At 63.6% G+C, this 24,787-nt stretch carries 27 protein-coding genes; 24 read left to right on the top strand and 3 right to left on the bottom strand.

Translation table 11 applies throughout. From position 1 onward, the window contains the following. Positions 1-49: 49 nt before the first annotated feature. Together guaA and FJ957_RS17680 are read left to right on the top strand one after the other, a co-directional pair. Positions 50-1,615, top strand: a complete 1,566-nt coding sequence (guaA, locus tag FJ957_RS17685) for a glutamine-hydrolyzing GMP synthase (protein ID WP_140833453.1) — start codon at positions 50-52, stop codon at positions 1,613-1,615. Between the two features lie 292 nt (positions 1,616-1,907). Beyond that, entirely contained in the window at positions 1,908-3,164 is a 1,257-nt protein-coding gene (locus tag FJ957_RS17680) for a site-specific integrase (protein WP_140833451.1), read from the top strand. Here the strand turns inward: FJ957_RS17680 and FJ957_RS17675 are convergent. After that, the gene (locus FJ957_RS17675) at positions 3,127-3,414 is read right to left on the bottom strand and encodes an AlpA family phage regulatory protein (protein WP_140833449.1); all 288 of its coding nucleotides are present in this window, start codon (positions 3,412-3,414) and stop codon (positions 3,127-3,129) included. The two genes, FJ957_RS17680 and FJ957_RS17675, sit on opposite strands and share 38 nt — an antisense overlap. Positions 3,415-4,234: 820 nt before the next feature. On the opposite strand from FJ957_RS17675, the gene FJ957_RS17670 reads away from it, so the two are divergent. From FJ957_RS17670 to FJ957_RS17590, 19 genes are all read left to right on the top strand, one after another. Beyond that, positions 4,235-5,431 carry a DUF932 domain-containing protein gene (locus FJ957_RS17670; RefSeq protein WP_140833447.1) on the top strand — a complete coding sequence of 399 codons (1,197 nt, stop codon included), beginning with the start codon at positions 4,235-4,237 and terminating at the stop codon, positions 5,429-5,431. Positions 5,432-5,606: 175 nt separating this feature from the next. Beyond that, a complete protein-coding gene (locus tag FJ957_RS17665) occupies positions 5,607-7,715 on the top strand; it encodes a ParB/RepB/Spo0J family partition protein (RefSeq protein WP_140833445.1) in 2,109 nt (702 codons plus the stop codon). A 64-nt stretch (positions 7,716-7,779) separates the two neighbouring features. Continuing rightward, positions 7,780-8,814, top strand: coding sequence for a toprim domain-containing protein (locus tag FJ957_RS17660; protein WP_140833443.1), 1,035 nt, complete (start codon positions 7,780-7,782; stop codon positions 8,812-8,814). 293 nt (positions 8,815-9,107) lie between these two features. Then, on the top strand, positions 9,108-10,031 hold the full coding sequence (locus tag FJ957_RS17655) for a DUF2493 domain-containing protein (RefSeq protein ID WP_140833441.1): 924 nt from the start codon (positions 9,108-9,110) through the stop codon (positions 10,029-10,031). 135 nt (positions 10,032-10,166) lie between these two features. Continuing rightward, on the top strand, positions 10,167-10,565 hold the full coding sequence (locus FJ957_RS17650; RefSeq protein ID WP_140833439.1) for a hypothetical protein: 399 nt from the start codon (positions 10,167-10,169) through the stop codon (positions 10,563-10,565). Between the two features lie 231 nt (positions 10,566-10,796). Next, positions 10,797-10,964 carry a hypothetical protein gene (locus FJ957_RS31845; RefSeq protein WP_181180604.1) on the top strand — a complete coding sequence of 56 codons (168 nt, stop codon included), beginning with the start codon at positions 10,797-10,799 and terminating at the stop codon, positions 10,962-10,964. A gap of 136 nt (positions 10,965-11,100) precedes the next feature. Further along, complete coding sequence (locus FJ957_RS17645) at positions 11,101-11,544, top strand: hypothetical protein (RefSeq protein ID WP_140833709.1); 444 nt, start codon at positions 11,101-11,103, stop codon at positions 11,542-11,544. 594 nt (positions 11,545-12,138) lie between these two features. Continuing rightward, positions 12,139-12,462 (top strand): DUF736 domain-containing protein, encoded by a 324-nt coding sequence (locus FJ957_RS17640; RefSeq protein ID WP_140833437.1) that lies wholly within the window; start codon positions 12,139-12,141, stop codon positions 12,460-12,462. 175 nt (positions 12,463-12,637) lie between these two features. Further along, the gene (locus FJ957_RS17635) at positions 12,638-12,904 is read left to right on the top strand and encodes a DUF2285 domain-containing protein (protein WP_140833436.1); all 267 of its coding nucleotides are present in this window, start codon (positions 12,638-12,640) and stop codon (positions 12,902-12,904) included. A 129-nt stretch (positions 12,905-13,033) separates the two neighbouring features. Further along, the gene (locus FJ957_RS32290; RefSeq protein ID WP_246685869.1) at positions 13,034-13,282 is read left to right on the top strand and encodes a DUF6499 domain-containing protein; all 249 of its coding nucleotides are present in this window, start codon (positions 13,034-13,036) and stop codon (positions 13,280-13,282) included. After that, complete coding sequence (locus tag FJ957_RS17630) at positions 13,245-13,799, top strand: DUF2285 domain-containing protein (RefSeq protein ID WP_246685868.1); 555 nt, start codon at positions 13,245-13,247, stop codon at positions 13,797-13,799. Before FJ957_RS32290 ends, FJ957_RS17630 begins: the two co-directional genes overlap by 38 nt. A gap of 141 nt (positions 13,800-13,940) precedes the next feature. After that, entirely contained in the window at positions 13,941-14,222 is a 282-nt protein-coding gene (locus FJ957_RS17625) for a helix-turn-helix domain-containing protein (RefSeq protein ID WP_140833434.1), read from the top strand. Between the two features lie 98 nt (positions 14,223-14,320). Next, positions 14,321-14,842: a DUF2840 domain-containing protein gene (locus FJ957_RS17620; protein WP_140833432.1), complete on the top strand. Its 522-nt coding sequence runs from the start codon at positions 14,321-14,323 to the stop codon at positions 14,840-14,842. Next, positions 14,839-15,384, top strand: a complete 546-nt coding sequence (locus FJ957_RS17615; protein ID WP_140833430.1) for a S26 family signal peptidase — start codon at positions 14,839-14,841, stop codon at positions 15,382-15,384. The genes FJ957_RS17620 and FJ957_RS17615 overlap by 4 nt, the downstream gene beginning before the upstream one ends. Positions 15,385-15,451: 67 nt before the next feature. Next, a complete protein-coding gene (locus tag FJ957_RS17610) occupies positions 15,452-15,787 on the top strand; it encodes a DUF736 domain-containing protein (RefSeq protein ID WP_140833428.1) in 336 nt (111 codons plus the stop codon). A 3-nt stretch (positions 15,788-15,790) separates the two neighbouring features. After that, positions 15,791-16,819 carry a lytic transglycosylase domain-containing protein gene (locus tag FJ957_RS17605; RefSeq protein ID WP_140833426.1) on the top strand — a complete coding sequence of 343 codons (1,029 nt, stop codon included), beginning with the start codon at positions 15,791-15,793 and terminating at the stop codon, positions 16,817-16,819. Beyond that, positions 16,809-18,548, top strand: a complete 1,740-nt coding sequence (locus FJ957_RS17600; protein ID WP_140833424.1) for a VirD2 family relaxase/mobilization nuclease — start codon at positions 16,809-16,811, stop codon at positions 18,546-18,548. Before FJ957_RS17605 ends, FJ957_RS17600 begins: the two co-directional genes overlap by 11 nt. 23 nt (positions 18,549-18,571) lie before the next feature. Continuing rightward, positions 18,572-20,560 carry a conjugal transfer protein TraG gene (locus FJ957_RS17595; protein WP_140833422.1) on the top strand — a complete coding sequence of 663 codons (1,989 nt, stop codon included), beginning with the start codon at positions 18,572-18,574 and terminating at the stop codon, positions 20,558-20,560. Positions 20,561-20,565: 5 nt separating this feature from the next. Continuing rightward, positions 20,566-21,000 (top strand): CopG family transcriptional regulator, encoded by a 435-nt coding sequence (locus FJ957_RS17590; protein ID WP_140833420.1) that lies wholly within the window; start codon positions 20,566-20,568, stop codon positions 20,998-21,000. 268 nt (positions 21,001-21,268) lie between these two features. Here the strand turns inward: FJ957_RS17590 and FJ957_RS17585 are convergent, their stop codons facing one another. Then, positions 21,269-22,579, bottom strand: a complete 1,311-nt coding sequence (locus FJ957_RS17585; RefSeq protein ID WP_140833418.1) for a type II toxin-antitoxin system HipA family toxin — start codon at positions 22,577-22,579, stop codon at positions 21,269-21,271. Further along, positions 22,579-22,833 carry a helix-turn-helix domain-containing protein gene (locus tag FJ957_RS17580; RefSeq protein ID WP_140833416.1) on the bottom strand — a complete coding sequence of 85 codons (255 nt, stop codon included), beginning with the start codon at positions 22,831-22,833 and terminating at the stop codon, positions 22,579-22,581. The genes FJ957_RS17585 and FJ957_RS17580 overlap by 1 nt, the downstream gene beginning before the upstream one ends. 304 nt (positions 22,834-23,137) lie before the next feature. Here FJ957_RS17580 and trbB point away from each other — a divergent pair, with 304 nt between their 5' ends. From trbB to FJ957_RS17565, 3 genes are read left to right on the top strand one after another with little or no spacing between them, the layout of a single operon-like run. Then, positions 23,138-24,151: a P-type conjugative transfer ATPase TrbB gene (gene trbB / locus FJ957_RS17575; RefSeq protein ID WP_140833414.1), complete on the top strand. Its 1,014-nt coding sequence runs from the start codon at positions 23,138-23,140 to the stop codon at positions 24,149-24,151. Next, positions 24,151-24,480: a TrbC/VirB2 family protein gene (locus FJ957_RS17570; protein WP_140833705.1), complete on the top strand. Its 330-nt coding sequence runs from the start codon at positions 24,151-24,153 to the stop codon at positions 24,478-24,480. Before trbB ends, FJ957_RS17570 begins: the two co-directional genes overlap by 1 nt. Beyond that, positions 24,480-24,776: a VirB3 family type IV secretion system protein gene (locus FJ957_RS17565; RefSeq protein ID WP_246685867.1), complete on the top strand. Its 297-nt coding sequence runs from the start codon at positions 24,480-24,482 to the stop codon at positions 24,774-24,776. Before FJ957_RS17570 ends, FJ957_RS17565 begins: the two co-directional genes overlap by 1 nt. Positions 24,777-24,787: the final 11 nt, after the last annotated feature.

Raw genomic sequence — 24,787 nt, 5'->3', positions numbered from 1 at the left:
CAGCGCTGAGCCCATTGCGCCGACTCGTTTCTTTCTCTAAAGGCTCGCCATGACGACGACAGCCAATCACACCGACACCGTACTGATTGTCGATTTCGGCAGCCAGTTCACCCAGCTTATCGCCCGCCGCATCCGCGAGGCCGGCGTCTTTTCCGAGATCGTGCCGTTCCAATCGGCCGAAGCAGCCTTCAAGCGCATCAATCCCAAGGCGGTGATCCTGTCGGGCGGTCCGGCCTCGACCACCGATATCGGCAGCCCGCGCGCGCCGCAGATCGTCTTCGACGCCGGCGTGCCGGTGCTCGGCATCTGCTATGGCCAGATGGCGCTCTGCGTGCAGATGGGCGGCGTTGCCGAAAGCTCCAACCACCGCGAGTTCGGCCGCGCCTTCGTCGAGATCGAGAAGGAGAGCCCGCTGTTCGAAGGCCTGTGGGCGCCCGGCCAGCGCCACCAGGTGTGGATGAGCCATGGCGACCGCGTCATCGAACTGCCGCCGGGCTTCAAGGTGCTCGGCAAGTCGGAAAGCTCGCCCTTCGCCATCTTCGGCGATATCGAGCGCAAGATGTACGGCATCATGTTCCATCCGGAAGTGGTGCACACGCCGGACGGCGCCAGGCTGCTCAGGAACTTCGTCCACAACATCGCCGGCATCGAGGGCGACTGGACGATGCGCGCCTATCGCGAGCACGCGGTCGAGACGATCCGCAAGCAGGTCGGCAAGGGCAAGGTCATCTGCGCGCTGTCGGGCGGTGTCGATTCCTCGGTCGCCGCACTTCTGATCCACGAAGCGGTCGGCGACCAGCTGACCTGCATCCTCGTCGACCATGGCCTGATGCGCAAGGACGAGGCGGCAAGCGTGGTGGAGATGTTCCGCCAGCACTATAACCTGCCGCTGATCCTGGTCGACGCCTCAGACCGCTTCATCTCGGCGCTGGAAGGCGAGGCCGACCCCGAAAAGAAGCGCAAGACCATCGGTCGCCTGTTCATCGAAGTGTTCGAGGACGAGGCGAAGAAGCTCGGCGGCGCCGATTTCCTGGCGCAGGGCACGCTCTATCCCGATGTCATTGAAAGCGTCTCCTTCTCCGGCGGCCCGTCGGTGACGATCAAATCGCACCATAATGTCGGCGGCCTGCCCGAGCGCATGAACATGAAGCTGGTCGAGCCGCTGCGCGAACTGTTCAAGGACGAGGTGAGGGCGCTCGGCAAGGAGCTCGGCCTGCCCGAAAGCTTCATCGGCCGCCATCCGTTCCCCGGTCCCGGCCTCGCCATACGCTGCCCTGGCGGCATCACGCGCGAGAAGCTGGAGATCCTGCGCGAGGCCGACGCCATCTATCTCGACGAGATACGCAAGGCCGGACTCTACGACGCGATCTGGCAGGCCTTCGCGGTGCTGCTTCCGGTGCAGACGGTCGGGGTCATGGGCGACGGCCGCACCTACGAATTCGTCTGCGCTTTGCGTGCCGTGACCTCCGTCGACGGGATGACGGCCGACTTCTACCACTACGACATGAACTTCCTGGGTGCGGCCGCCACCCGCATCATCAACGAGGTCAAGGGTATCAACCGCGTCGTCTACGACGTGACCTCGAAGCCGCCCGGCACAATCGAGTGGGAATGATTCAGGCCCATCCCAACGTCGCCGAATTTGCGCCAGACTTTGATTTAAGTCACTGAAATCAAAAATGTTTTCGGCCAAAGACGTTCGCTGGCTATCGGCCCACACTCTTTGGCTTTGCGGTACCGGCTGACGGCCCTCCGACATATTGCCAAACGAAATTTTTGACAGTACCGTCGCGGTCCATAGGGCTAGTGACGGTACTTTTTTCAGCTCAAGATGCTGAAAATAAAGAAGAATTCCTGTCTGAAACCCTCCAAAAACCTGTGACGGTACTTTTTGAAAGGCAGTCGGGATGCTGACGGATGCCGCTCTCAAGGCATTGAAACCAAAAGAAAAAATCTACAAAGTGGCGGACCGTGACGGCATGTATGTCCGCGTGATGCCGAGTGGCGCAATCTCGTTCCGCCTCGATTACAGGCTTAATGGCCGCCGCGAGACCGTCTATCTTGGTAAATACGGCCGCGACGGCATCTCTCTGGCCCAGGCGCGGGAGAAGTGCCTCGATGCGCGTCGCGCGGTGAGGGATGGTCAATCTCCCGCTATCGAGAAGCAGCGGCAGAAGCGCCGACTGAAGGAAGCCAGGAGCTTTGGCCAATTTGGTGAGAAGTGGCTGAGCTCCGCGCCAATGGCGGATAGCACTCGATCGATGAGGCGCTCAATCTTCGATCGCGAGCTACTGCCGATTTGGCGCAATCGGCTGCTGACTGAAATCACACCGGACGACCTTCGCGCCCAGTGTGCCAAGATCGTCGAACGCGGAGCGCCTGCCACGGCAATCCACGTCCGTGATATTCTCAAGCAAATCTACGGCTTTGCCATCCTTCATGGCGAGAAGGTGCCCAATCCGGCCGATGACGTCGGCCCGGCATCGATCGCCAATTTTGTTCCGAGAGATCGCTCGCTCTCCCCATCTGAAATCCGCGTGATGCTCAAGATGCTGGAGAAGGTCGCCACCTTACCGACCATTCGCCTCGGCCTTCGTCTCATCCTGTTCACGATGGTGCGGAAGAGCGAACTTCAGGACGCGACTTGGGATGAAGTTGACTTCGAAAACGCGGTTTGGACCATCCCCAAGGAGCGGATGAAGCGATCGAAGGCTCACAATGTCTATTTGTCACGGCAATCGCTCGATATCTTCATTGCGCTGAAAACCTGTTCAGGCAACTCGCGTTTCGTGCTGCCATCTCGCTACGATGCGGATGCGCCGATGTCGCGCGCAACCTTCAATCGCGTGACTTATTCGGTCGCCGAACAGGCTAATAACGAGGGCCTGCCACTTGAGCCGTTCACCGTCCACGACCTCCGGCGGACGGGCTCAACCCTGCTGAATGAATTGGGCTTCAATAGCGACTGGATAGAAAAGAGCCTGGCCCACGAGGACGGGCGCTCGTCGCGCGGCGTCTACAACAAAGCCGAATATGAAATTCAGCGTAGGCACATGATGCAAGAGTGGTCGGACATCGTAGAGGCATGGGCTGAAGGAAGGAAACGGCCGGTCGTGCTCGTTCCGCCTACGATGACCGGCTTTGAGCCCGATCCAGCCCTTTGACAGGAGCGGTCTTTCGCAAATTTACATCGGGAGCTTTGGCGCGCTCGATAGGGACCGCCCGGCGAGCCCGCAACCACGCCTCGACCTCGGCCAAGTCCCAAACGACGCAACGAGGGGTCAGCGCGAAGCGGCGCGGAAACTCACCGCGCTTCTCCATTTCGTAAATTGTGCTATCGGCCAAAGGCACGATCTCGCGCAGTTCCCGCCGCCGGATCGTTTTCTTGATCGGCGTGATCGCGTGAGTGCTCACATTGCATCTCCTCTGATTCAAATGAGGAGATAGAGAGCAATAGATCTGGAAAGATGGAAGCCGCCGTTGCTCCCTGTCGGACACCAGCGCGCCTCGGCGTGCAATTCGGACAGTCGCTCGTTTTGTTTCAATTTAGTTGGGCGACGATTTTCGCAATAGGTTGGCACGTGCCGAACGTTGCAATGACGGCTGGAAAATCTGGAATAGTCGGTACCATCGGGCTTCCCCGTAAGCCATTGAATATACTACACAAAATACTCGAAAGGTGGAGCTTTAGCTCGGCCGGCAGGCGGCGGCGATGGCGTGCATTTAGGACGGCGTCCACGCGCGGACGATCCAGGTCGAGATGTAGCAGCAGGCGTCCGACAGAATACTCAGGGACGCACCACAGATATGTCACGATGCGGAATGGCCATCCACAGGCCTCATGCGGACCACCGCAGGCGGGGACAGTCGGTCCCGCGTCCCGCCCCTGCGGCCGGCGCTATGCTGACGCTCCTACGGCTGTCCTGATCACCGCCCGCGGCGGAGGCGAATTTCCTCCGTCCTGCGCGCGACAATCGTCATTGTCACGGGCGCGCACAGGATTGCGGTTTATACGCCGTTATCCTTAGGCGCCGTCTTTCGGCAAGTGGACTGTCAATCAAAAGTGACGGTCGGCGGCGCTCGGGCGCTTCTCGCACCGGTCTCCGCCACGCGACCCGCGTGGTGAGCCGAACCGCCCCGCAGTGCCAAATTAGAGTGAAAGTCAGGTCGGTCTGTGTCGTGACGGATTGGGTTCGAGGGAGAGGCTCTCGGTCGTCCGTCAGGGAGATAACCGATGAGCAATGTTGAGTTCCTGGATGCAACTCGTGACGTCAACGGCGGTTACAAAGTCGATGTCGGTCGGGGCCAGCGTATCGGTCGCGTGTCGTCGGAATGGTTTTCCCGACCTGACGATGAAAAGTTTCTTTCGTTGTCAGATCTGTTCGCGTCCGTGCAAACCCGCAGCGAACGAAGCAGAACACGGACCGTTGAGACCGCGGCGGTTCGTGTCGAAGCGAGCCGTGACAATGCTGAGCGCCTGTCGCTTGTCCTGCCTGGTTCAGCCGAGCCATTGGCGCCGACCCATTGGAGCTTTGGGCAACTTGCTGGCCTGATCGGCGCGCCGGCGACCTACCTGCGCCAGCTCCCGGCCTCATTGGCCGGCATCAATCTTCAATACGGCTTGGCCACACATCGAGCCGAGCAGATCAAGACGCTTGAGACAGACAACGGTCGCATGGAACTCCGCGCCGTTACCGGTGTCGACTACGGCCGGATCCATGACCATGAGCTGGTTGGTGCCGTTCAGCGCATTGCAGGCAACGGCACCGGCGACACGCGATGGAAAGTTCCAGGCATCTTGGACTGGTCATCAAGCACATACAATCCCAGGGTTGATGTGACGAAGGATACCACGACGCTCTATGCAAGTGACCGCGATGTCTTTCTGTTTCTGGTCGACGATCTCAATCCGATTGAGGCAGGTCGGTTGCCCCACGGCGCGCCGGATCTCTTCTTTCGCGGCTTCTATTGCTGGAATTCCGAGGTTGGTTCCAAGACGCTCGGCATGGCGAGCTTCTACCTCCGCGCCGTCTGCCAAAACCGCAATCTCTGGGGCGTCGAGGACTTCGAGGAGATCACCATCCGCCACTCCAAACATGCCTCGTCGCGCTTCGCCCACGAGGCGGCGCCGGCGCTCACCCGCTTTGCGAACTCCTCGCCCATGCCGTTCGTCAACGGCATCAGGGCGGCGCGGGAGAAGATCGTTGCCCGCACCGACGAGGATCGTAGCGATTTCCTACGCAAGCGAGGGTTCTCGAAGACGGAGACGGCAAAGATCATCGAGACCGTGCTGTCCGAGGAAGGGCGCCAACCTGAGAGCGTCTTCGACTTCGTGCAGGGCATCACTGCCGTCGCGCGCGACAAGCCCCACCAGGACGTACGCCTCGACCTGGAGACGCGGGCAAAGAAGCTGCTCGACCGGGCAGCCTGATCCCGGGGAGAATCTGAGATGCGGAACGGCGCGTCTCAGGCTCCGTGACCTTCTGGCTTTCCGTCTCGTCGGTTCTGCGGCGCTGCCCTCCAGAGTGAGAGGGCGGCGCTGCGCTTCGTGACGGGTTGGAGGTCGAGAGAGAGGCTTTCGGCCGCCCGTCGCGGAGTACATCCCGATGGCACGTGCCGTTCAGAAGATCACCCTTTCGCCCTCGTGCGACATCCCCTTCAATAAGCTCGTCTTGTCCCAATCGAACGTCCGGCGTGTGAAGGCCGGCGTCTCAATCGAGGAGTTGGCGGAAGACATTGCCCGCCGCGGCCTGCTGCAGGGCCTCAGCGTTCGCCCGGTCGTCGACCAGGCTGGCGTTGAGACCGGCATGTTCGAGATCCCAGCCGGCGGCCGGCGCTATCGGGCGCTGGAGTTGCTCGTGAAGCAGAAGCGCCTCGCCAAGACCGCCCCGGTGCCGTGCATCGTTCGCGACAGCGGCATCGCCGAGGAGGACTCGCTCGCCGAGAACGTCCAGCGCGCGCCGTTGCACCCTCTCGACCAGTTCCGGGCCTTTCTCGCGCTGCGGGAGAAGGGCCAGTCCGAGGAAGAGATCGCTGCCGCGTTCTTCGTCTCGGTCAACGTGGTGAAGCAGCGCCTCAAGCTGGCGTCGGTCTCGCCGACGCTCCTCGAGATCTATGCCGATGACGGCATGACGCTCGACCAGCTCATGGCTTTCACCGTCTCGGGCGACCATGAGCGCCAGGAGCAGGTATTCGAACGCCTGAAGGCTGCCTACGACAAGCAGCCCTTTGTCATCCGTCGCATGCTGACCGAGGGCGCTATCCGCGCCTCCGACAAGCGGGCGCAGTTCATCGGCCTCGACGCATATGTGGCGGCGGGCGGCACGGTGCTGCGCGACCTGTTCCAGGGCGACGATGGCGGTTGGCTGCAGGATGTCCCGCTCGTCGACCAGATGGTGGCCGACAAGCTCAAGGCGGAATCGCAAGCGGTGGCCGCCGAGGGCTGGAAGTGGATCGACGTCGCGCCCGACTTCGCCTACGGCCACGCCTTTGGCCTACGCCAGCTTCGCGGTGAGACCGTTCCGCTGACCGCTGATGAGGAAGCGAGCCGCGACGCGCTCCGAGCCGAATTCGACCGGCTATCCGACGAGTATCAGGACGCCGACGAACTGCCGGACGAAGTGGACGAACGCCTGTCGGAACTAGAAACGGTCCTGGAGGGCTTCGACAGCCGGCCCGTTGTGTTCGACGCCGCCGAGGTCGCCCGGGCGGGCGCCTTCGTCAGCATCGGCGTCGAAGGCCAGCTTCGCGTTGAGCGTGGCTATGTCCGGCCCGAGGATGAGGTGACGGCCGAGCCAGAATCCGAGCTGTCCGCGAACAGCGAGGACCAGCACGCCGCGGCCGCCAGATACGAGGGCGCCGAGGCGGTCGACAAGGCCGAGCCTGAAGCCGAGGCGGAGGAGGGCGAGGGCCTTTCGCCGATCTCCGATCGCCTGATGACCGAACTGACCTCACACCGGACGCTGGGCTTGCGCCACGCGCTCGGCGAGCGGCGAGACGTCGCTTTCCTCGCGGCCCTGCACGTCCTTACGCTCAGGACCTTCTACCACTACGGCTCGGATAGCTGCCTCGAACTCGATTTGAAGAGCGTCAGCTTTGGCACGCAGGCGCCGCGGCTAAACGACAGCGCCTCGGCCGAGGCGATCCGCGCGCGTCACGAACGCTGGGCGAAGGCGCTTCCGAAGGAATCGGCAGATCTCTGGGACGCACTGCACGAGTGGGACGGCGACAGCCGGGCCGGTTTATTTGCGCATATCATCAGCCTCTCGATCAATGCCGTGTACGAGCCATGGAACAGGCGGCCGCGGGCGTTCGCCCATGCCGATCAGCTGGCGCAGGCCGTCGATCTCGACATGGCGGCTGCCGGCTGGAAGCCCACCGTGGACAACTTCCTCGGCCGCGTGACGAAGGCGCGCATTCTGCAGGCAGTCGCGCAGGCGAAAGGCCAGCGCGCCGCCGATCGGATCGAGCATCTGAAGAAAGGCGACATGGCTGCCGAGGCGGAAACCCTGTTGGCCGACACCGTTTGGCTGCCGGAGCCGCTCCGCACCGTCGGTCAGCCAGTGACGCACGCTGCCTCTGCGGCCACCGAGCAACCTGTCGAAGTCGGGGATGAATCGACGGCCATCGGCGGCGAAACGACCATGGCCGAAAACGAGCCGATCGCGGAGAATGAGGCGGACGAAGACGATCCTCACGCGATCGCGGCCGAATAACCGTCAACGACTTGCGAGACTGGCCCGCCGGCGACGGCGGGCCTTTTTCGTATGGGAAACGACCATGGCGCAAAACCCGCATGATCTTGCGCGCTGTCTCGCCGAACGCGCCGAGGCAGTCTGCCGCCACTATCTCTCTGCCGGCCGTCGCGAAGGTGGTTACTGGCTCGTAGGCGACGTGCGCAACACGCCGGGCCGCTCGATGTATGTCCGCCTCAAGGACACGCCGAACGGTCTCGCCGGCAAATGGACCGACGCCGCGACCGGCGAGCATGGCGATCTTCTGGACGTCATCAGCGAGAGCTGCGGTCTGGTAGACTTCAGGGACGTAACTGAGGAGGCCCGGGCCTTCCTCAGCATGCCGCCACCGGGACCGGAAGCCCGTGACCACGATCAGCCGTGTCCGGCACCGCGTGGCTTGCCGGAAGGGGCCCGACGGCTGGTCCGCATGTCGCAGCCGATCAACGGCACGCTCGTACAGGCCTATTTACGGGCACGCGGCATTTTGGACTTACGCGGAACCGGAAGCCTGCACTACCATCCGCGCTGCTATTATCGCCCCGACGAGCATTCGCCGATCGAAACATGGCCCGCAATGATTGCAGCCGTCACCAACCTCCAAGGCAACATCACAGGGGCGCATCGCACCTGGCTGGATCCGCGCCGTCTGGACAAGGCTCCAATCGAAACGCCGCGGCGCGCAATGGGCGATTTTCTAGGTAACGCGGTCCGCTTCGGAACGGCAAGCGATGTATTGGCGGCCGGCGAAGGTATCGAAACCGTTCTGTCGCTCCGGCAAGTCCTTCCCGATATGCCGATGCTCGCAGCGCTCTCGGCCGCGCATCTCGCAGCCATCCTGTTCCCCGTCGCACTGCGGCGGCTCTACATCGTCCGCGACAACGATCCGGCCGGTGACGGGGCGCGTGACACCCTCATCGAACGTGCCAACGCGGCCGGGATCGAGGCGATCGTCGTCTCGCCGGAGCTTGGGGATTTCAACGATGATCTCCGCACCCTTGGCATCGAGGCGCTTCGCAGCGAGGCTCGGTTCCAGGTCGCGCCGCAGGACGTCGCCCGCTTCATGGCGCTGGCGGCATAGCCGGCAGGGGAACCGGTGTAGTGCGGCTCGCCATGCCCCTAGGATGCGCCAGCCGTCGGAGAGGACCGCGCCCCGGCCTTCCAGAGGGCGATCGGCCCACAAGCCGGCCGGCCGGGCAATGGCGGCGGCCAACTATTTTCCAGCGGCGCGGGCCGCGCCTTTCCATCGCGAGACAAAATAGCCGGCCTTAGCCATCGAACCCTACGCTCGCGCTCCGGGTGCCCGGCCGTGCGGCTGGTGGGCTTCGCCGCCATGAGGCCGCGACGGCCGCGATCCAAACGACGGAGCATCCCATGCGCGAGCACGACGACTATGACGCTACCCAAGTATCCTCACCCGCCGACCAGATCCTCAACGAACTCCAGCTCCACGGCTATCGCCCCTTCGCCGACGAGCCCGATCAGCGGCTTCTGCCCGACGGCATCGAGGTCGCGGGCGCCATCGCCGACATCTTCGACGCCCTGATCGGCACCCTTGAGGACACGCGCCTCGAACCCGACCTCGACGGTCTCCTGTGGTCGACGGTCAACATCTTCCACCGCGCCACCGGCCGGATTGCCCGGGAACTGGACGACAATGAGCTGGCCCAGAAGCGAGCGCAGCGCGAACAGGATGGCAGCGAGGTGAAATCGGTCGAACTGGAACGCCTGATCGCCGAGGGCATCACCCTGATTGAGCGCCAGAACGCCTTCGAGCTAATGCGCGACCAGGCCGCCGAACATTACGAGCGCCACGTCTGCAAGCCCTGGCTGCCGCGCAGCGGATCGAAGGTCAACCATCTCAATCTGACCGCGGCGATAATCGACAGCCGCGACTTCCTGATTGCGAAGAAGCGAGCCGAGCAAGAGGTCCTTCTGCCTCCCGGCCCAAAGGTCGTCGTCACCGGCGGGCTCGACTACAACGATCACCGTCTCATCTGGATGAAGCTCGACCAGGTGCATGAAAAGCACCCGGACATGGTGCTGGTTCACGGCAAGTCGCCGAAGGGCGCCGAGAAGATCGCCTCCCTCTGGGCGAAGAACCGCAACGTGCCGCAGATCGGCTTCGCACCCGATTGGACCAAGCATGGCCGGGCAGCACCGTTCAAGCGCAACGACGAAATCCTGGAGATCGTGCCCAAGGGCGTGATGCACTTCCCCGGCACCGGCATCAACGACAACCTCGCCGACAAGGCCAAGAAGCTCGGCATCCCGGTCTGGAAGTTCGGCGGCGCGTGAGCGCCGCACCTTTTCCCCTGCATCGAACGACACAAATAGCTGACGGAAGCGTTCATTAGGAGCGCTGAAGTTGGTCGGCTCCGTCAGCGTTAGCCGACCAACTGAACTTATACAACCGGCTCGAGAGGAAGATCCATGCCAAAATCCATTCTGATCATCGGCGAAGATCCCGCACAGATCGACTTTGACGCGCCTGATGCGCCCAAAGACATGACTGCCCGCAAGGTCATGGATGGCCTGAACGGCTCAGTAGCGCGGTTACAAGAGGCCGGGCACAGGGCGACGCTGCTACTCACAAAGGACGCAGCCACGGTGGAGCGACAAACCATCGAAGCACTGTCCGGCACGACCTATGACGTCATTGTTATCGGCGCCGGACTTCGCACGCTCCCCAGGATGGCCGAACAGTTCGAGCGGCTTGTGAACGTCCTCCACGAACGGGCGCCGAGTGCGAAGTTCGCCTTTAATAGCCAGCCGGCAGACTCCGACCAGGCAGCGATGCGATGGATCGATGCCACGCCGGTTGAACGCTAGTTTTCGAAAACATCAGATCGGCTGCGGTGTTCCTCGAAAGAACCACCGCCCGCTTATCTGCGCTAATCCTTGGTCCGACTGATCGCTTGACGCCATCAACCCGTAAAGGGTCGGCTATGCGAGCATGCCGCCGCTGCGGCTTGGCCTGCGCGGTGATTGCAGCGCTCAGTCCGACACATCGGGCGCCTGTCAGCGGAGGATGGTCCTCCGCTCGGAACAGGAGCCGGATCAATGTCCCCAAACGACGCCCACGCCTTCGCCTTTAGCCTTGCCACCACGCTGATGACCGTTATCATCATCTTCGAGGCCGGCGACGGCACGCTGTCGGTCACGCCCGCCAGCGAATATGACGGCGAGATTGCCGCCATCGTCCATGAGATCGATCCCTTCGCTCCCTGACGCGCGCCGGCCGGTACGGCGGAAATCACCGAAGATTTCCGCTCTCGGCACTGCCGGTCTTGCGCTATATTACGGGTGCGCCCTAGTGGTGGTGGAAGGCGCGATCGTCAGACTTTTCCTCACGGAGGCCACCACCGTGATCGTCCCGGCAACACTTGCATCCCTCGCAGCGATCGGTCTGCTTTGCTGGCTGTTGTCCACCCTCGCTGTCTTCGCGTTACCGGCGTTTATCGGTTTGGCCGCGGGCGCCTGCGCGCACTGCACAGGCGCTGGCCTTCCCGGCGCCATCCTGGTCGGCGCCGTCGCGGCCGCCGCCGCGCTCGCGGCCGGGCGTCTGCTCATGACCTTCGTTCGGCCTACGTGGCTGAAGCTGATCGTGGCGGCTGCCTTCGTCACGCCGGCGGCGATCGCTGGCTTCCACGCGACGCATGGTATCGTGAAGCCCTTCATGCCGTCCGACGCCTGGCGGATGACGTTCTCCGTCATCGGCGCGATCGCGGTCGGCTTCACCGCCTTCGTGCGGGTCGAGGGAATGGCGGCGGCCCAGGGCCCGCGCGGCCGGGATCTTGCTCAAGCCTAAACTTCGTCCTGCCGTCACGGGTGTCAAAGCAGCAACGGGCGTATTGGCCCCCGTTGTCCCATGCGGTTGCGATGGGCGTGTGCGGCGGGGATCGACGCGCTACCCGGAAAAGCGGTGGTCGCTGGAGCGCTGCCTGGGCACGCTCATGTCTCGGCGGCCAAATGGCCGGCGAGGGGCGATCATACCGAGGGCGGCAAGGGTGGAGCAGTGTAGGCCAGGCCGGAGGGAGACGAAGCCGGTAGGCACGCGGTGACACCTGTTTGTCCGATGCGGGACGGCCGCCATCTTCTCCGTTGTTTGGCCGTGTCTCAACCGCTCCAAACGGCCTCTTCAATGGCCTGATCTGACCGAAGGCCGGCTGCGCCTCGATCGCCTATGACGCAACAGCCGCGTCCAACTTTCTTCCCCTGCCGGGGCCCCACCCCACGCGACAAGTCGCGTGGGGACCCCGAGGCGCCGTCATTCCTCGCGAGACAAGAAAGTCCTCCTTGCCTGTCAGGCCCCTTCGGGGTGCGCCGTCGATCGCCTCCGGCCTGCCGATCGCCATCGAGGCCGCAATGGTGCGGGCTCGGAAACAGAAAACGGAGACTTACAATGGCTACCATCGGTTCTTTCAAGAAGACCGGCTCGAACGAGTTCACCGGCGAGATCGTCACCCTCAGCGTCCAGGCCAAGAACGTGCGCATCGTCCCTGACACGCGCGCCTCCGGCGAGAACGCTCCCAGCCACCGGGTCGTGGTCGGCCGCGCCGAGATCGGCGCCGCCTGGTCCAAGCGCTCCAACGAGGGCCGCGACTATCTGGGCCTCAAGCTCGACGATCCGAGCTTCAACGCCCCGATCTACGCCAACCTCTTCGACGACGAAGAGGGAGACGGCTTCTCGCTCATCTGGTCGCGGCCAAGCGCGCGGCGCGACTGATAGTCCGAGAAGGCCCCGGCCGACAGCCGGGGCCTTCTTCTGACAAACAGGCGGTATCGCCGGCTAGGGAGGGGGCGATGCCGTGATCGCATCGCCTGATGCTTCTGAACCACGCACCCAGCGCAAGCTGAACCTGTAAAATGCGTCCTTCACTCCGTTGATAGGAAGACCAGCAATGATTGAGCCGTTTGACGAGTTGGCGCCGACTGCCGACGAACTTACCGAATATGACCGCGAGCACATCAAGCTCTACGCGCGCCTGCTCGATGCGGCCGATGACGGCGCGGACTGGCGCGAAGTGGTCGAGATCCTCTTCGGCATTGATTTGGCGAAAGAGCCGCAGCGCGCACGGCGCATCCATGACAGCCATCTGGCGCGTGCGCGCTGGATGGCACGCGCCGGCTACCGCCATCTTCTGCGTCAAGCCGACAGCCAGCGCTAAAGCCTCTACCGGTCGCGGGGTGATGCCGAAGCGGCATCACCCTATGCCGGGTGACGGGCTTCCGTGAGACCTCGCTAGCCGGAATCGTTTTGAGGCGGGGGCTGCACGCTATCGCGAGGAGCTCTTCAGATGACGCCGGATACATCCCATTGGCGAGACCATGACAGCTACGACTATTTCGATGCTCTACCAGTCGAAGGGCTCGCCTGGGAATGCCTGCGGCGTCACAAACCCTATCAACGGCACTATCGCCTGCTCCTGGCGACGAGAGCTCAAAAAGCGCCGATAACGCCTGAGCTACAGCGGATATGGGGGCTGCGATTTCCCGGCCAGGCCCGACTTGTCCGCATTGGCGCAAGAGGTCCTCTGGTCGCCTGACGTCGATCCGGCGGTGCTTCCTCTTGTTCGCACACCCGATTTCTTGTCGTCGGCCTCTTCCGGTCCTTTGACGGCGCTGGGCGAGGAGCACAAGAGCCCGGAAGGGCGCCACGCGCTTCACAATGCCCGCGCCTTGACACAACTTCTTTTCCTGCCTGGCAGCGACGCGCACGGTCAACTGGCGGCGTTGATCCCGTTGGACGCACAGACGCTGGGCCGGATCGAGGCGCTTACCCGCTTCTGGCGTTCCTGGCAGGGCCGCGCGGTGCCGCCAGACACCCGAGTGACTGCGCAGCAGCGACGCCGCTTCCGCCTGATGATGCAGGCCGCTGATGGCCGTTCGAACGGCGCCAGCTATCGCGACATTGCAATCGCCCTCTATGGGCTGAGCCGCATCGCCGCCGATCCTTGGAAAACGTCCGCTCTTCGCGATGCGGTGATCGGCCTGGTTGAAGGCGCCACGTCTCTTATCGGCGGCGGCTATCTGCAAATACTGCGCCATCGGCGACGAGCCTAGCTCTTCCGGCTCAGGCGATGGGGTGGGATTTTGGCACCCCGCAACTTCCCCATCCCTTCCGAAGCCCATCCTCCGCCACTGTGGTCTCTGTCCGCCGCTGGATGTCAGCGGTAGCCCGAAACCCCACGGAGCTCCGATCCAATGCGACCCGATATCGCCGTGTTGCCGCCGCGCTTTCTGCGCACCAAGGAAGCTGCTGATTTCCTCAGCCTGTCCGCCCGTACCCTTGAAAAGCACCGTACCTACGGCACGGGTCCTGCTTACAAAAAGCTCGGTGGCCGCGTCGTCTATGCGGTCGACGATCTCCAGGCCTGGGCCGAGCGAGGCGCCGTAACCTCCACATCGGATCCTCGCGGCTCGGTTCTGCCGGCCAAGCGGCATACGCCTGCACCAACTGCACATGACGGACGATATTCGCGCTGAGTTGACACGGCTGACGCCGCTGCCGCGCGGCGTCACCGTCGCCGCCGCGCAGCACGAGAAACGAGCGCTATTCTCTGCCAAAGCCAGGAGCAACTTCCATGCCGTGCATCGCCGCTCCACGCCTGCGTCCTGCGTTCCCCGCCGCGCCCCAGCTATCCGACAATCTCGTCCATGTCGAACTGATCTGGATGGCGAAGAGACAGGAGAGCTGGATACGCTTCGGCACCCATTCCCACGAGCAGATCGTTGACCGCCACCGGCGCGTCCTGTCCTACCGGCCCGGCGCGGTCTTCGCGTTCGTACGCTGGGCCGCGAGCGACTTCGGCACGGTCATCTCGCGCCTCGACATCGTGCAGGCGGTGTCGCCCGGCGAAGCCTATCAGACGCTTCCGTTCGTTCGTCCAGGCGGCGAGATCCTGCTGAAAGTCGAAGGATGGGCCTGGGTTGACCACGTTCTGCGGACGATCGACGCCATTGAGCGCCTTGGCATAGAGCCTGCGTCAGTGTCGCCCGATCACTGGCGCCACATCAACAACCGCATCGCCGCCGGGCAGGAGCCGCGCGCCTATTCGCTCGAACAGCATCGCGCGGCCTTTCTGCGCAGGAGGGTAGGGCTGTGACGCGCGCGGCGCCCATCCTGGTCGGTGCCGTCGCGAGTCTGGCCGTCGGCTATCCGGCTTTCGTGCCGATGCCGGTCCGAATGATCTGGAACGCATCAGCCAGCGCGCCGCTCGGCCTCTACCTAATCGACTTTGACGAACCACCGGTGGTGGGCGATCTGGTCGCCGTGAACGCGCCCGAGCCGCTCGCCGCCTTCCTCGCCGATCGCGGCTATCTGCCGAGGGGCGTGCCACTCCTGAAGCACATCCTGGCGGCGTCCGGGCAATGCGTGTGCCGATCGGGCCTCCTCATAACCGTCGACGGCGCCCTCGCTGGCATGGCGCTTCGGCGCGACCAGACAGGCCGTGCCCTGCCTGTCTGGGAGGGCTGCCGACGCGTCGCGACGGGTGAGGTCTTTCTTATGAATCGACAGGTGCGCGACAGCCTCGACGGTCGGTACTTCGGCCTCGTTCCCACCGATCGGATCATCGGCCGTGCCACCCCGCTGTGGACCTACGGGTTTGACGACGGTCGCTTCGAACGGCGCGCGCAAACGCGGTGAGCGCGCGAGCGGCAGCGCCTCTGGCGCCGACCTCATCACCGCACTGTCACAGGAATAGGAGCCTGACATGCAGCAGATCGGAGAGTTCACGCGCGAGAAGACCGGCTATTGCGGACGCATCCATACGCTCAGCCTCAACCTCGATATCGTCATCGTGGCAGCAGAGGCGAGCGATGGCGAGAACGCACCTGACTATCGCGTCCATGCCGGCAACGAGGACGGCCCCGAGATCGGCGCAGGCTGGAGACGCTCCAGCGAGAAGGCCGGCGACTTCGTCTCTATACAGCTCGACGACCCCGTCCTGGCGCAGCCGATACGCGCCAGCCTCTTTCGCAATGGCGACGACAAGACGTCGTGGTCGCTGCACTGGTCGCGCCCGCGCGAGCGCGGCGAAAAGGAGTGAGCGATGTTCGCGGGCCTTTGGCCAACGAGCCGTCACAATGCGCCCGGGCGGCTTCGCGCCGCCCGGCGTTTGGCTCTACCGCTGCTTTGCGGACTGTCCATCGCAACCGGCTTACCACCGGAGGCGGTTGCGCAGGACCCGGCCATCGCACGGTCGTCCCAACGCGACCCGTTTGCCGCACACGTCAGCGAAGCTTCGCATCGCTTTGGCGTTCCGGCTGCACTGATCCGCGTCATAATGCGCCAGGAAAGTGCAGGTGACACGCGTGCTGTCTCCAGCGCAGGCGCCCGTGGCTTGATGCAGATCATGCCCGGCACCTGGGAGGATTTGCGCGCCCGCTGGTCGCTCGGTGCCGATCCCTTCGATCCTCGTGACAACATCCTGGCTGGCACGGCGTATTTGCGCGAGCTGCATGATCGCTTCGGCTCGCCGGGCTTTTTGGCCGCTTACAATGCGGGACCTGCGCGCTACGAAGCATACCTCGCTGGGCGTCCGCTACCCGACGAGACCCGCGCCTATGTCGCAGCGCTTTCTCCGCTCGCGCGCGGACTGGCGACCGCTCGCCCTTTCGCCACCGCCCCCGTCACGGCAGTCCCCTGCAAGCATGCCGCGCTGTTTGTGCGTTGGCCGGATCGCGCGCCGTCCGTCGTCGTCCCGATGGCCGACCGGCCGCCGAATAGCACTGTCTCCGCGACAGTCGTTCGTGATGTCTCTGGCCTCGTGCCGCCGTCGGCGGGTCTCTTCGTGAAGCGAACCGGCGAGAGGGGTCCACCCATGAGGCTAGATCGTCCTTGTCGCACAATCGCAGGCTCCAGCGCGGCATGGCGTGTGTGGAGGCTGATGGCAGTCAGAGCAACCGGGAGATGGCAGGATAAAAGGGCGCACTTTGCGCCTCGGTCGAGCGGTTGGTTTCACTCGGGATTTTGGCGAGCTCCGCACATTGTCGCCATTCGCCGCAATGTGGCATCACGACCCAAGGCGTTGCTTGCAAAGGTTATTCTTCACATTGCGGGTCCGCGTCATGGCCGATGAACGCGAGTTTCGCATTCGGCCCGGCCGCATTCGCTCAAATCGCGCCCAGCGGGCACGGCCCTTCATTGCCCAGGCGCTTGCCGCCGCGAAAAGGGCTGGCGGCGGCATCTCAAGATCGGGCCGGATCGTCCCCGGCAGCCGCTCCCGTTTTGGCCACGGTCAACGCGCCAGCATCCAGGCCAATCGCCTGATCACCTCGCGATCGCGCGGAGCTGTCGTCAAGGCGCGTGTCGTCCGTCACTCCGCGCGCGCGGCGCCACTGGCAACCCATCTCGGCTACCTGCGTCGCGAGGGCGTGACCCGGGATGGAGAGAAGGGGAGGATGTTTGGGTCGGGCGCGAATGACGCCGATGGCGCAGCCTTCGCGACGCGCACAGCGGAAGACCGGCACCATTTCCGATTCATCGTCTCGCCGGACGATGCCCTCGAGATGGGGGATCTCAAATCCTTTACCCACAACCTTGTCGCGCAGATGGAAAAGGACCTTGGCACACAGCTCGACTGGGTGGCCGTCGATCACTGGAACACGCAGCATCCGCACGTTCACCTCATCGTTCGCGGTGTGCGCGATGACGGCGAGGATCTCGTCATCTCGCGCGATTACATCAAGGAAGGAACGCGCGACCGGGCTCGCGACCTGATCACCCAGGAACTGGGGCCGCGCACTGATCTCGACATCCGCCGCTCGCTGGAAAGCCAGGTACAGTCCGAGCGCTGGACGCAACTCGATCGCCAGTTGCTTCGCGACAGCCGCAACACCGGCCTCATCGACCTGGCTCCGTCCGCCAGTTCGCAACCCGACGAGTATCGCGCATTGAAGATTGGTCGCCTGCGCAGGCTTGAGGTTCTTGGCCTCGCCGATCACGTCGGATCCGGCCAATGGGTGATCAGCGACAAGGCCGAAGCCATTCTGCGCGAGCTTGGCGAGCGCGGCGACATCATAAAGCGAATGCACCGCGCGATGACCGGGCGAGGTATCGAGCGTGGCTCAAGCAGCTATGTTCTGGCCGCCGAAAGTCTCGATACACCCATTGTCGGACGGCTCATCGATCGCGGGCTCGATGATGAACTGCGCGGCACGGCCTACGCCGTCGTCGATGGCGTGGATGGCCGCACCCATCACATCAGGCTTCCCGGTCTTGAAGCGGCTGGTGATAGCGCGCCCGGGTCGATCGTCGAGTTGCGCAAATTCGACGACGCGCGCGGCCAACGTCGGGTTGCGCTGGCGGTTCGCTCCGATCTCACTCTGGATGAACAAGTCGAGGCGCCAGGGGCGACGTGGCTTGATCGCCAAGCCCTCGCGCGCAAGCCCGCGGAACTCGCCCAAGCCGGCTTCGGCGCCAACGTCCAGGACGCTTTGGAGCGCCGCGCCCGGCGTCTTCTCGAGCAAGGACTGGCAGAGCGGCAAGGCAACCGGATCAAGTTCACGAGCAACCTGCTTGATACGCTGCGCCGCCGCGAACTGGAGGCGATTGGCGGCAAGCTCGCGACCGACAGCGGACAGCCGTTCAACCATGCCGCCAGCGGCGACCATGTTGCTGGCACCTACCGCCGACGCCTTTCGCTCGCCTCCGGTCGTTTTGCCCTGATCGACGACGGCCTTGGCTTCCAACTCGTTCCCTGGACGCCCTCGCTCGAAAATCGTCTCGGCCAGCATGTCAGTGGCGTCGCCCGAGCCGATGGCGGCGTCGACTGGAGCTTTGCCCGAAATCGGGGGCTCGGCCTTTAGCAGCGGAAAGAAAGGGTCCGACGATGTCCGCCACGAAAATCCTCTGGGGCCAGATCCTGGCAGTCTTCCTGATCGTCCTGTCGACGACCTGGACGGCAACACAATGGACAGCGTGGCGACTCGGCTTTCAGCCACAGCTCGGGCCGCACTGGTTCGCTGTCGCAGGCGTTCCCGTCTATTACCCGCCGGCTCTGTTCTGGTGGTGGTACTTCTATGATGCCTATGCCCCGGCCATTTTCGTGGAAGGCGGGCTGATCGCCGTCTCGGGCGGCTTCCTTTCGATCATCGTTGCGATCGGCATGTCGGTCTGGCGGGCGCGCGAAATCAGGAATGTCTACACCTACGGCTCAGCACGTTGGGCCGGAAAGAAGGAGGTGGAGGCTGCCGGCCTGCTCGGAGCGGATGGCGTGGTGCTCGGGCGCTATGATCGCCATTACCTGCGCCACGATGGGCCAGAGCATGTGCTGTGCTTCGCGCCGACCCGATCCGGCAAGGGTGTCGGGCTGGTGGTGCCGTCGCTGCTTACCTGGCCTGGCTCAGCGATCGTCCACGATATCAAAGGAGAGAATTGGCAGCTTACCGCCGGGTTTCGTGAGCGGCACGGTCGCGTCCTGCTGTTCGACCCGACCAATGCGAAATCGTCCGCCTACAATCCCTTGCTCGAAGTCCGCCGCGGCGAATGGGAGGTCCGCGATGTCCAGAACATCGCCGACATCCTGGTCGACCCGGAAGGAAGCCTCGAGAAGCGCAACCACTGGGAAAAAACCAGCCACGCGCTGCTGGTCGGCGCCATCCTGCACGTCCTCTATGCCGAGAAGGACAAGACGCTCGCCGGCGTCGCCGCCTTGCTCTCCGATCCAAAGCGGCCGATCGAGTCCACCTTGGCCGCAATGATGACAACCGCCCACCTTGGAGAAGCCGGTCCGCATCCGGTCATCGCCAGCGCGGCGAGAGAATTGCTCAACAAATCCGACAACGAGCGCTCGGGCGTGCTCTCGACCGCCATGTCCTTCCTCGGCCTTTACCGGGATCCCATCGTCGCGGAAGTGACGCGGCGCTGCGACTGGCGCATTGCCGACATCGTCGGCGGCAAGGTTCCAGCGACGCTCTACCTGGTGGTACCCCCATCCGACATAAACCGGACGAAGCCGCTCATTCGGCTCGTCCTCAACCAGATCGGGCGCCGTCTGACCGAGGATTTGCACAGAAACACGGTCCGCCATCGGCTGTTGCTCATGCTCGACGAATTTCCGGCGCTCGGGCGCCTCGACTTCTTCGAGTCAGCCTTGGCCTTCATGGCAGGCTATGGGCTGAAAAGCTTCCTCATCGCGCAGTCGCTGAACCAGATCGAGAAGGCTTACGGGCCGAACAACTCGATCCTCGACAATTGTCACGTGCGCGTCAGCTTCGCCACGAACGATGAACGGACCGCCAAGCGCGTTTCGGACGCGCTGGGAACGGCAACCGAGATGCGGGCGATGAAGAACTATGCCGGCCACCGGCTTTCGCCTTGGCTGGGACACCTCATGGTGTCGCGGCAAGAGACGGCGCGCCAGTTGCTGACCCCCGGCGAAATCATGCAGCTTCCGCCCACGGACGAGATCGTGATGCTGGCGGGGACGCCGCCGATCAGGGCAAAGAAGGCGCGCTATTACGAGGATGTCCGCTTTCGCGACCGCGTGCTGCCGCCTCCCGAGCCTGCCCGATCGCAGGATCGCGATGCGGACGACTGGAGCCATCTGCCGATCCTCGCCTGCTCGGAACGCATAGAAAGGTCCGGTACATCAAGGCAGGGCAGCGAGGATGCGACGGAATCGGAGCGCCGCCTGCAGCCCGAGCTCAGCCGGACACATCCGGTCGAGAAGACGGCGCCGATCGAGAACGAATTCGAGATCGGTTCTGTGGACGACGCCGACGATGATGCGCTGATCGCGAACCGTCGCCTGACCGGCCTGATGCAGGGCGTGGCGCGACAGGTGTCCCTCGATCCTGATGACGGCATGGAGTTGTAAGGCGCATGACCAGCAGCAAGAAGAAGGTCCAGATCTCTGTCTATCTCGATCCGGCTGTGATGACGGTGCTTGCCGACTATGCGGCCCGGCGCGATAAGTCCCAGTCCATGGTTGCCGAGGCAGCGATCGCTTCGTTCCTGTCGCCGGATTCCGATGAACGTCGCGAGGCAGCGATCGCCAAACGCCTCGACCAGGTCGACCGGCGGCTGAACCGGCAGGAACGGGATATCGGTATCGCGATCGAGACGCTGGCGGTGTTTGTGCGCTTCTGGCTCGCGACCACGCCTGCCTTGCCCGAGCCCGCCGCGCAGGCCGCACGTGCCAAGGCGGGCGAACGTTATGAGGCTTTCGTCACGGCGCTGGGCAGGCGCCTGGCGAAGGGCCCGAAACTGCGGCAGGAGATTTCGGAAGATATCGATCCGGGCGTCGAGAAAAGGTAGTCTTAGCTGCGGCGCGACATCGGTGTGGCGACACCGCGGGATTTGGCGGTAGAGTCTAACTTTCGCGTATTTGAAATACGCGAAAGTTAGACCGCCCATGGCCGGTGACAGTCACTGGCGCTGGTATGGCCACTGCTTCGAGGCTCCGCGTATCCTTTCGAGGCTCCGCGTATCCTTGCCCCGGCGCATCTGGCTTGCGCGCATGATGTCGATGTGGAATGCCGATCGGGTAGCCTGAATTTCTTGTCCGAGCGTCCTTGGAACTCGATCAGTAGGTCTCAGACAGAAGCATCACGCGCCTGGCTATTGCCGACCTGACAGACTCGACGAGTTGCGCGGGAAAGTGACGAGGCAATTTGGAAATCACGACGTCGGGCCACTTCTCGGCATTTGCGGCGATATCTTCGAAGATCTTGCGCATCAGGGATGTCCCCACGCCTGCAACCTCGGCGGTCTGCACGAAATGGCGGGGCATAATTTCATGCATCGAATAGTGCCGGCTCTTGCCGACGGACATCGCAAGCTTGAATTTTTTGCGAGGGATCTGTCCGACGTCAAGACTGGGCTGCGCGGTCAGTACGTCGTAGAGCGGTGTCATGCGGAACCGTCCGCCGGGCCCGAGAAAAATGCTGAAGTTCTTGGCGTGGCCGTCGGTGGCGCCGATCAGCCAGAATACGATGCAAGCGCGCAGGAAAACCGCGATGTCGTCTTCGGGCGTATCGCTGCCTTTTAGAAGTTCGACAATCTCGACGATGCCGGGACCGCCCTCTGATTGGTACTTCCGTGTCGGCGGGACCGATAGCGCTTGACACATATCCTCCTGGGGCAGGCGCAGGAGGCGGCCGTCGCGGGCCCACAGCCGGTCGAAGCGCTCGACGATCAGCGTGCGGCGTCCCCCGAAATCCGCGATCTCCGTCTTGGCGGCAGGCACGTCGAACACCTCGAGGAGCTTGAGGCACAGATACTCGTTCTCAACGCTATTGGAGAGGTCGATGCCGTTGGGCAGCCGGCCGATCTGCGGCTTCAGGATATGGGTGGTCGCCGCCGTGCCGATTGGCTTGAACCAGCGCCCGTCCTTGCGCAATAGCGCCGTCTTTTCCTGGGCGCCGGCGATCGAAATGCGGAAATCCTCATCCTTACCGAGGCCGAGAGGAGCGGTTGCGAGGTTTTCGATTATTCCGGCGATTTCCTGTCTGCTGACCGGCTTGCCCTCGCTGCTGCCAGGATTGCCCGGATCGACGCCGTCGGGCAGGAACTGCAGCGCTCCGACGCAGTCATGACCGAGGGCGGCGAGCATGCTGTAGGCGTCGGTGCCTTCCGCGCCGACCCGTTCGGCTACGCGCTTGCGGATGGTGTCGTTGTCGGGAAGCAGGTTATCGAAGACGTTGATCACAGGCGCGCCGATATAGCGGTCCTCTCGCAAGGGAAGCGAGAGCGAGACCGGGAAGGTACCGCGCCAGTCCAGCCATTCGCCGGCGTACCGGAAGTCTATTGCGCCAGTCGATTCCCTGCGCAGCACACCAACTAGGCGTCCGTTCAGGAACACATTCAGCGGCGAGTGAATCGGCCGCCGCGCCATTAGAACAGATCCTCGATCTCGGCGGCGCTGCCCTTGCTACGTGAGCGAACCACGAGCTCGAGGTCGAGGGCTGAGAGAGCGGCCATCAGAGTGCTGAGCTGCACCGCTGGCTCGCCGGCTTCAAGGCGGGACACCGTAGCCTGGCGCAGGCGAATTTGATTGCCAAGCGCCTCTTGCGTTAGGTCGGCCTGTCGGCGAGCGCGGCGCAGAATGGCGCCGAGTTGCTTTTCATTGCGAGCGATCTGGTCGGTCATGATAAGTCTCCGCAGCGCCATATACGCATTCGCGTATGATATGTCAATATACGCGGTCGCGTATAAATCCATTTAATACGCAAATGCGTATAAAGTCGTAGTATACGCAATCGCGTATGGATCCTGCCATTGACGGCCCAAATCCAATGGAAAGGCTGTAAGCGCAAGCACCGCCTTTCTCCTGTCTTTACACGCCGCGCTACGACGCCTCGATAAACCTGTTGCAGCGGCCCAAAATACCGTTCTCTTAATCATCCCCGTCCGGGTGGCCAACTCGTCTTCCCGGATCGAAACGGGGACTGGGATGACAGCTTCACATCACAACTCAGAAGGATTTGCGCGCGGCGCCCGCATGCTGCGCACGGCGCTCGGACCGGCGATCGCGCGCTATCTCGACGATGTCGGCATTGTCGAGGTGATGCTGAACCCGGATGGGCGACTTTGGATAGACCGGCTGTCCGAGGGCCTGGCCGACAGCGGCGAGCGTCTGTCGGCCGCGGACGGCGAGCGCATCATCCGCCTGGTTGCGCACCACGTCGGCGCCGAGGTGCATCCGTCTGCTCCGCGCGTGTCCGCAGAGCTTCCTGGGACCGGCGAGCGGTTCGAGGGGCTGCTTCCGCCGGTGGTCGCGGCACCGGCCTTCGCGATCCGCAAGCCGGCTGTCGCAATCTTCACCCTCGACGACTATGTGGCCGGCGGGTTCATGTCGGCGCGCCAGGCGGACATCCTGCGTGAGGGCATTGCCGCCCGCGCCAACATCCTGGTCGCCGGCGGAACATCCTCTGGCAAGACAACGCTGATCAACGCGCTGCTGGCCGAAGTGGCCAAAACCGACGATCGCGTCGTCATCATCGAGGATACGCGCGAGCTGCAATGCGCCGCGCGCAATCTCGTGGCGATGCGCACGAAGGACGGCATCGCATCGCTCTCTGATCTCGTTCGCTCCTCGCTGCGCCTGCGCCCCGACCGTATCCCGGTCGGCGAGGTACGCGGAGCCGAGGCCCTCGAACTGCTCAAGGCCTGGGGAACCGGCCACCCAGGCGGTCTCGGCACGATCCACGCCGGAAGCGCCCTCGGCGCGCTGCGACGAATGGAGCAGCTCATCCAGGAGGCCGTCGTCACGGTGCCCCGTGCTCTGATTGCCGAGACGATCGACATTATTGCCGTTCTTTCCGGCCGCGGCTCCGCGCGGCGACTGACCGAGCTCGCCCGGATCGAAGGGCTTCGCAGCGACGGCGACTACCGGGTCGCGCCAGCGCTCCTGGAGGGCGCCGGCAAGCAAACCACGCTCACTCAAGAAGAAGGAAAACGTCCGTGATGCAATGCCTGCGCCTTGCGCGCCATCGTCTCGCCACCACCACTTTGCTCGCCACGCTTACTCTGGTGATTGCGGCGCCCGCTTATGCCTCCGGGTCGTCGATGCCGTGGGAACAGCCGCTGCAACAGATACTCCAGTCGGTCGAGGGGCCGGTGGCCAAGATCTTGGCGGTGATCATCATCATCGTCACCGGCCTGACACTCGCCTTCGGCGACACCTCGGGCGGCTTCCGCCGGCTGATCCAGATCGTGTTCGGCCTCTCGATAGCCTTCGCGGCGTCGAGCTTCTTCCTGTCCTTCTTCTCGTTTGCCGGCGGAGCGCTGGTCTGATGGCGAACACTGTGCAGCCAGGCGGGCCGATGCATGATCATGCAGTGCCGGGGTACGCCGTCCCTGTCCATCGGGCTCTGACCGAGCCGATCCTCATCGGCGGCGCGCCGCGCGCCATTGCCATCGTGAACGGGACGCTGGCCGGCGCCGTCGGATTGGGGCTGCGTCTTTGGCTTGCCGGCATCGCGATCTGGGCGATCGGCCATCTCGCCGCCGCGTGGGCTGCCAGGCGCGACCCGCTCTTCGTCGATGTCGTTCGCCGGCATCTGCGCATCCCGGCGCATCTCACCGCTTGACGGGTTTCCTC

The sequence above is a fragment of the Mesorhizobium sp. B2-4-6 genome (assembly GCF_006442775.1).
GTDB lineage: Bacteria > Pseudomonadota > Alphaproteobacteria > Rhizobiales > Rhizobiaceae > Mesorhizobium.
Note: the sequence above shows the minus strand (reverse complement) of the source record. Positions and strands in the feature narration are given on the sequence as shown.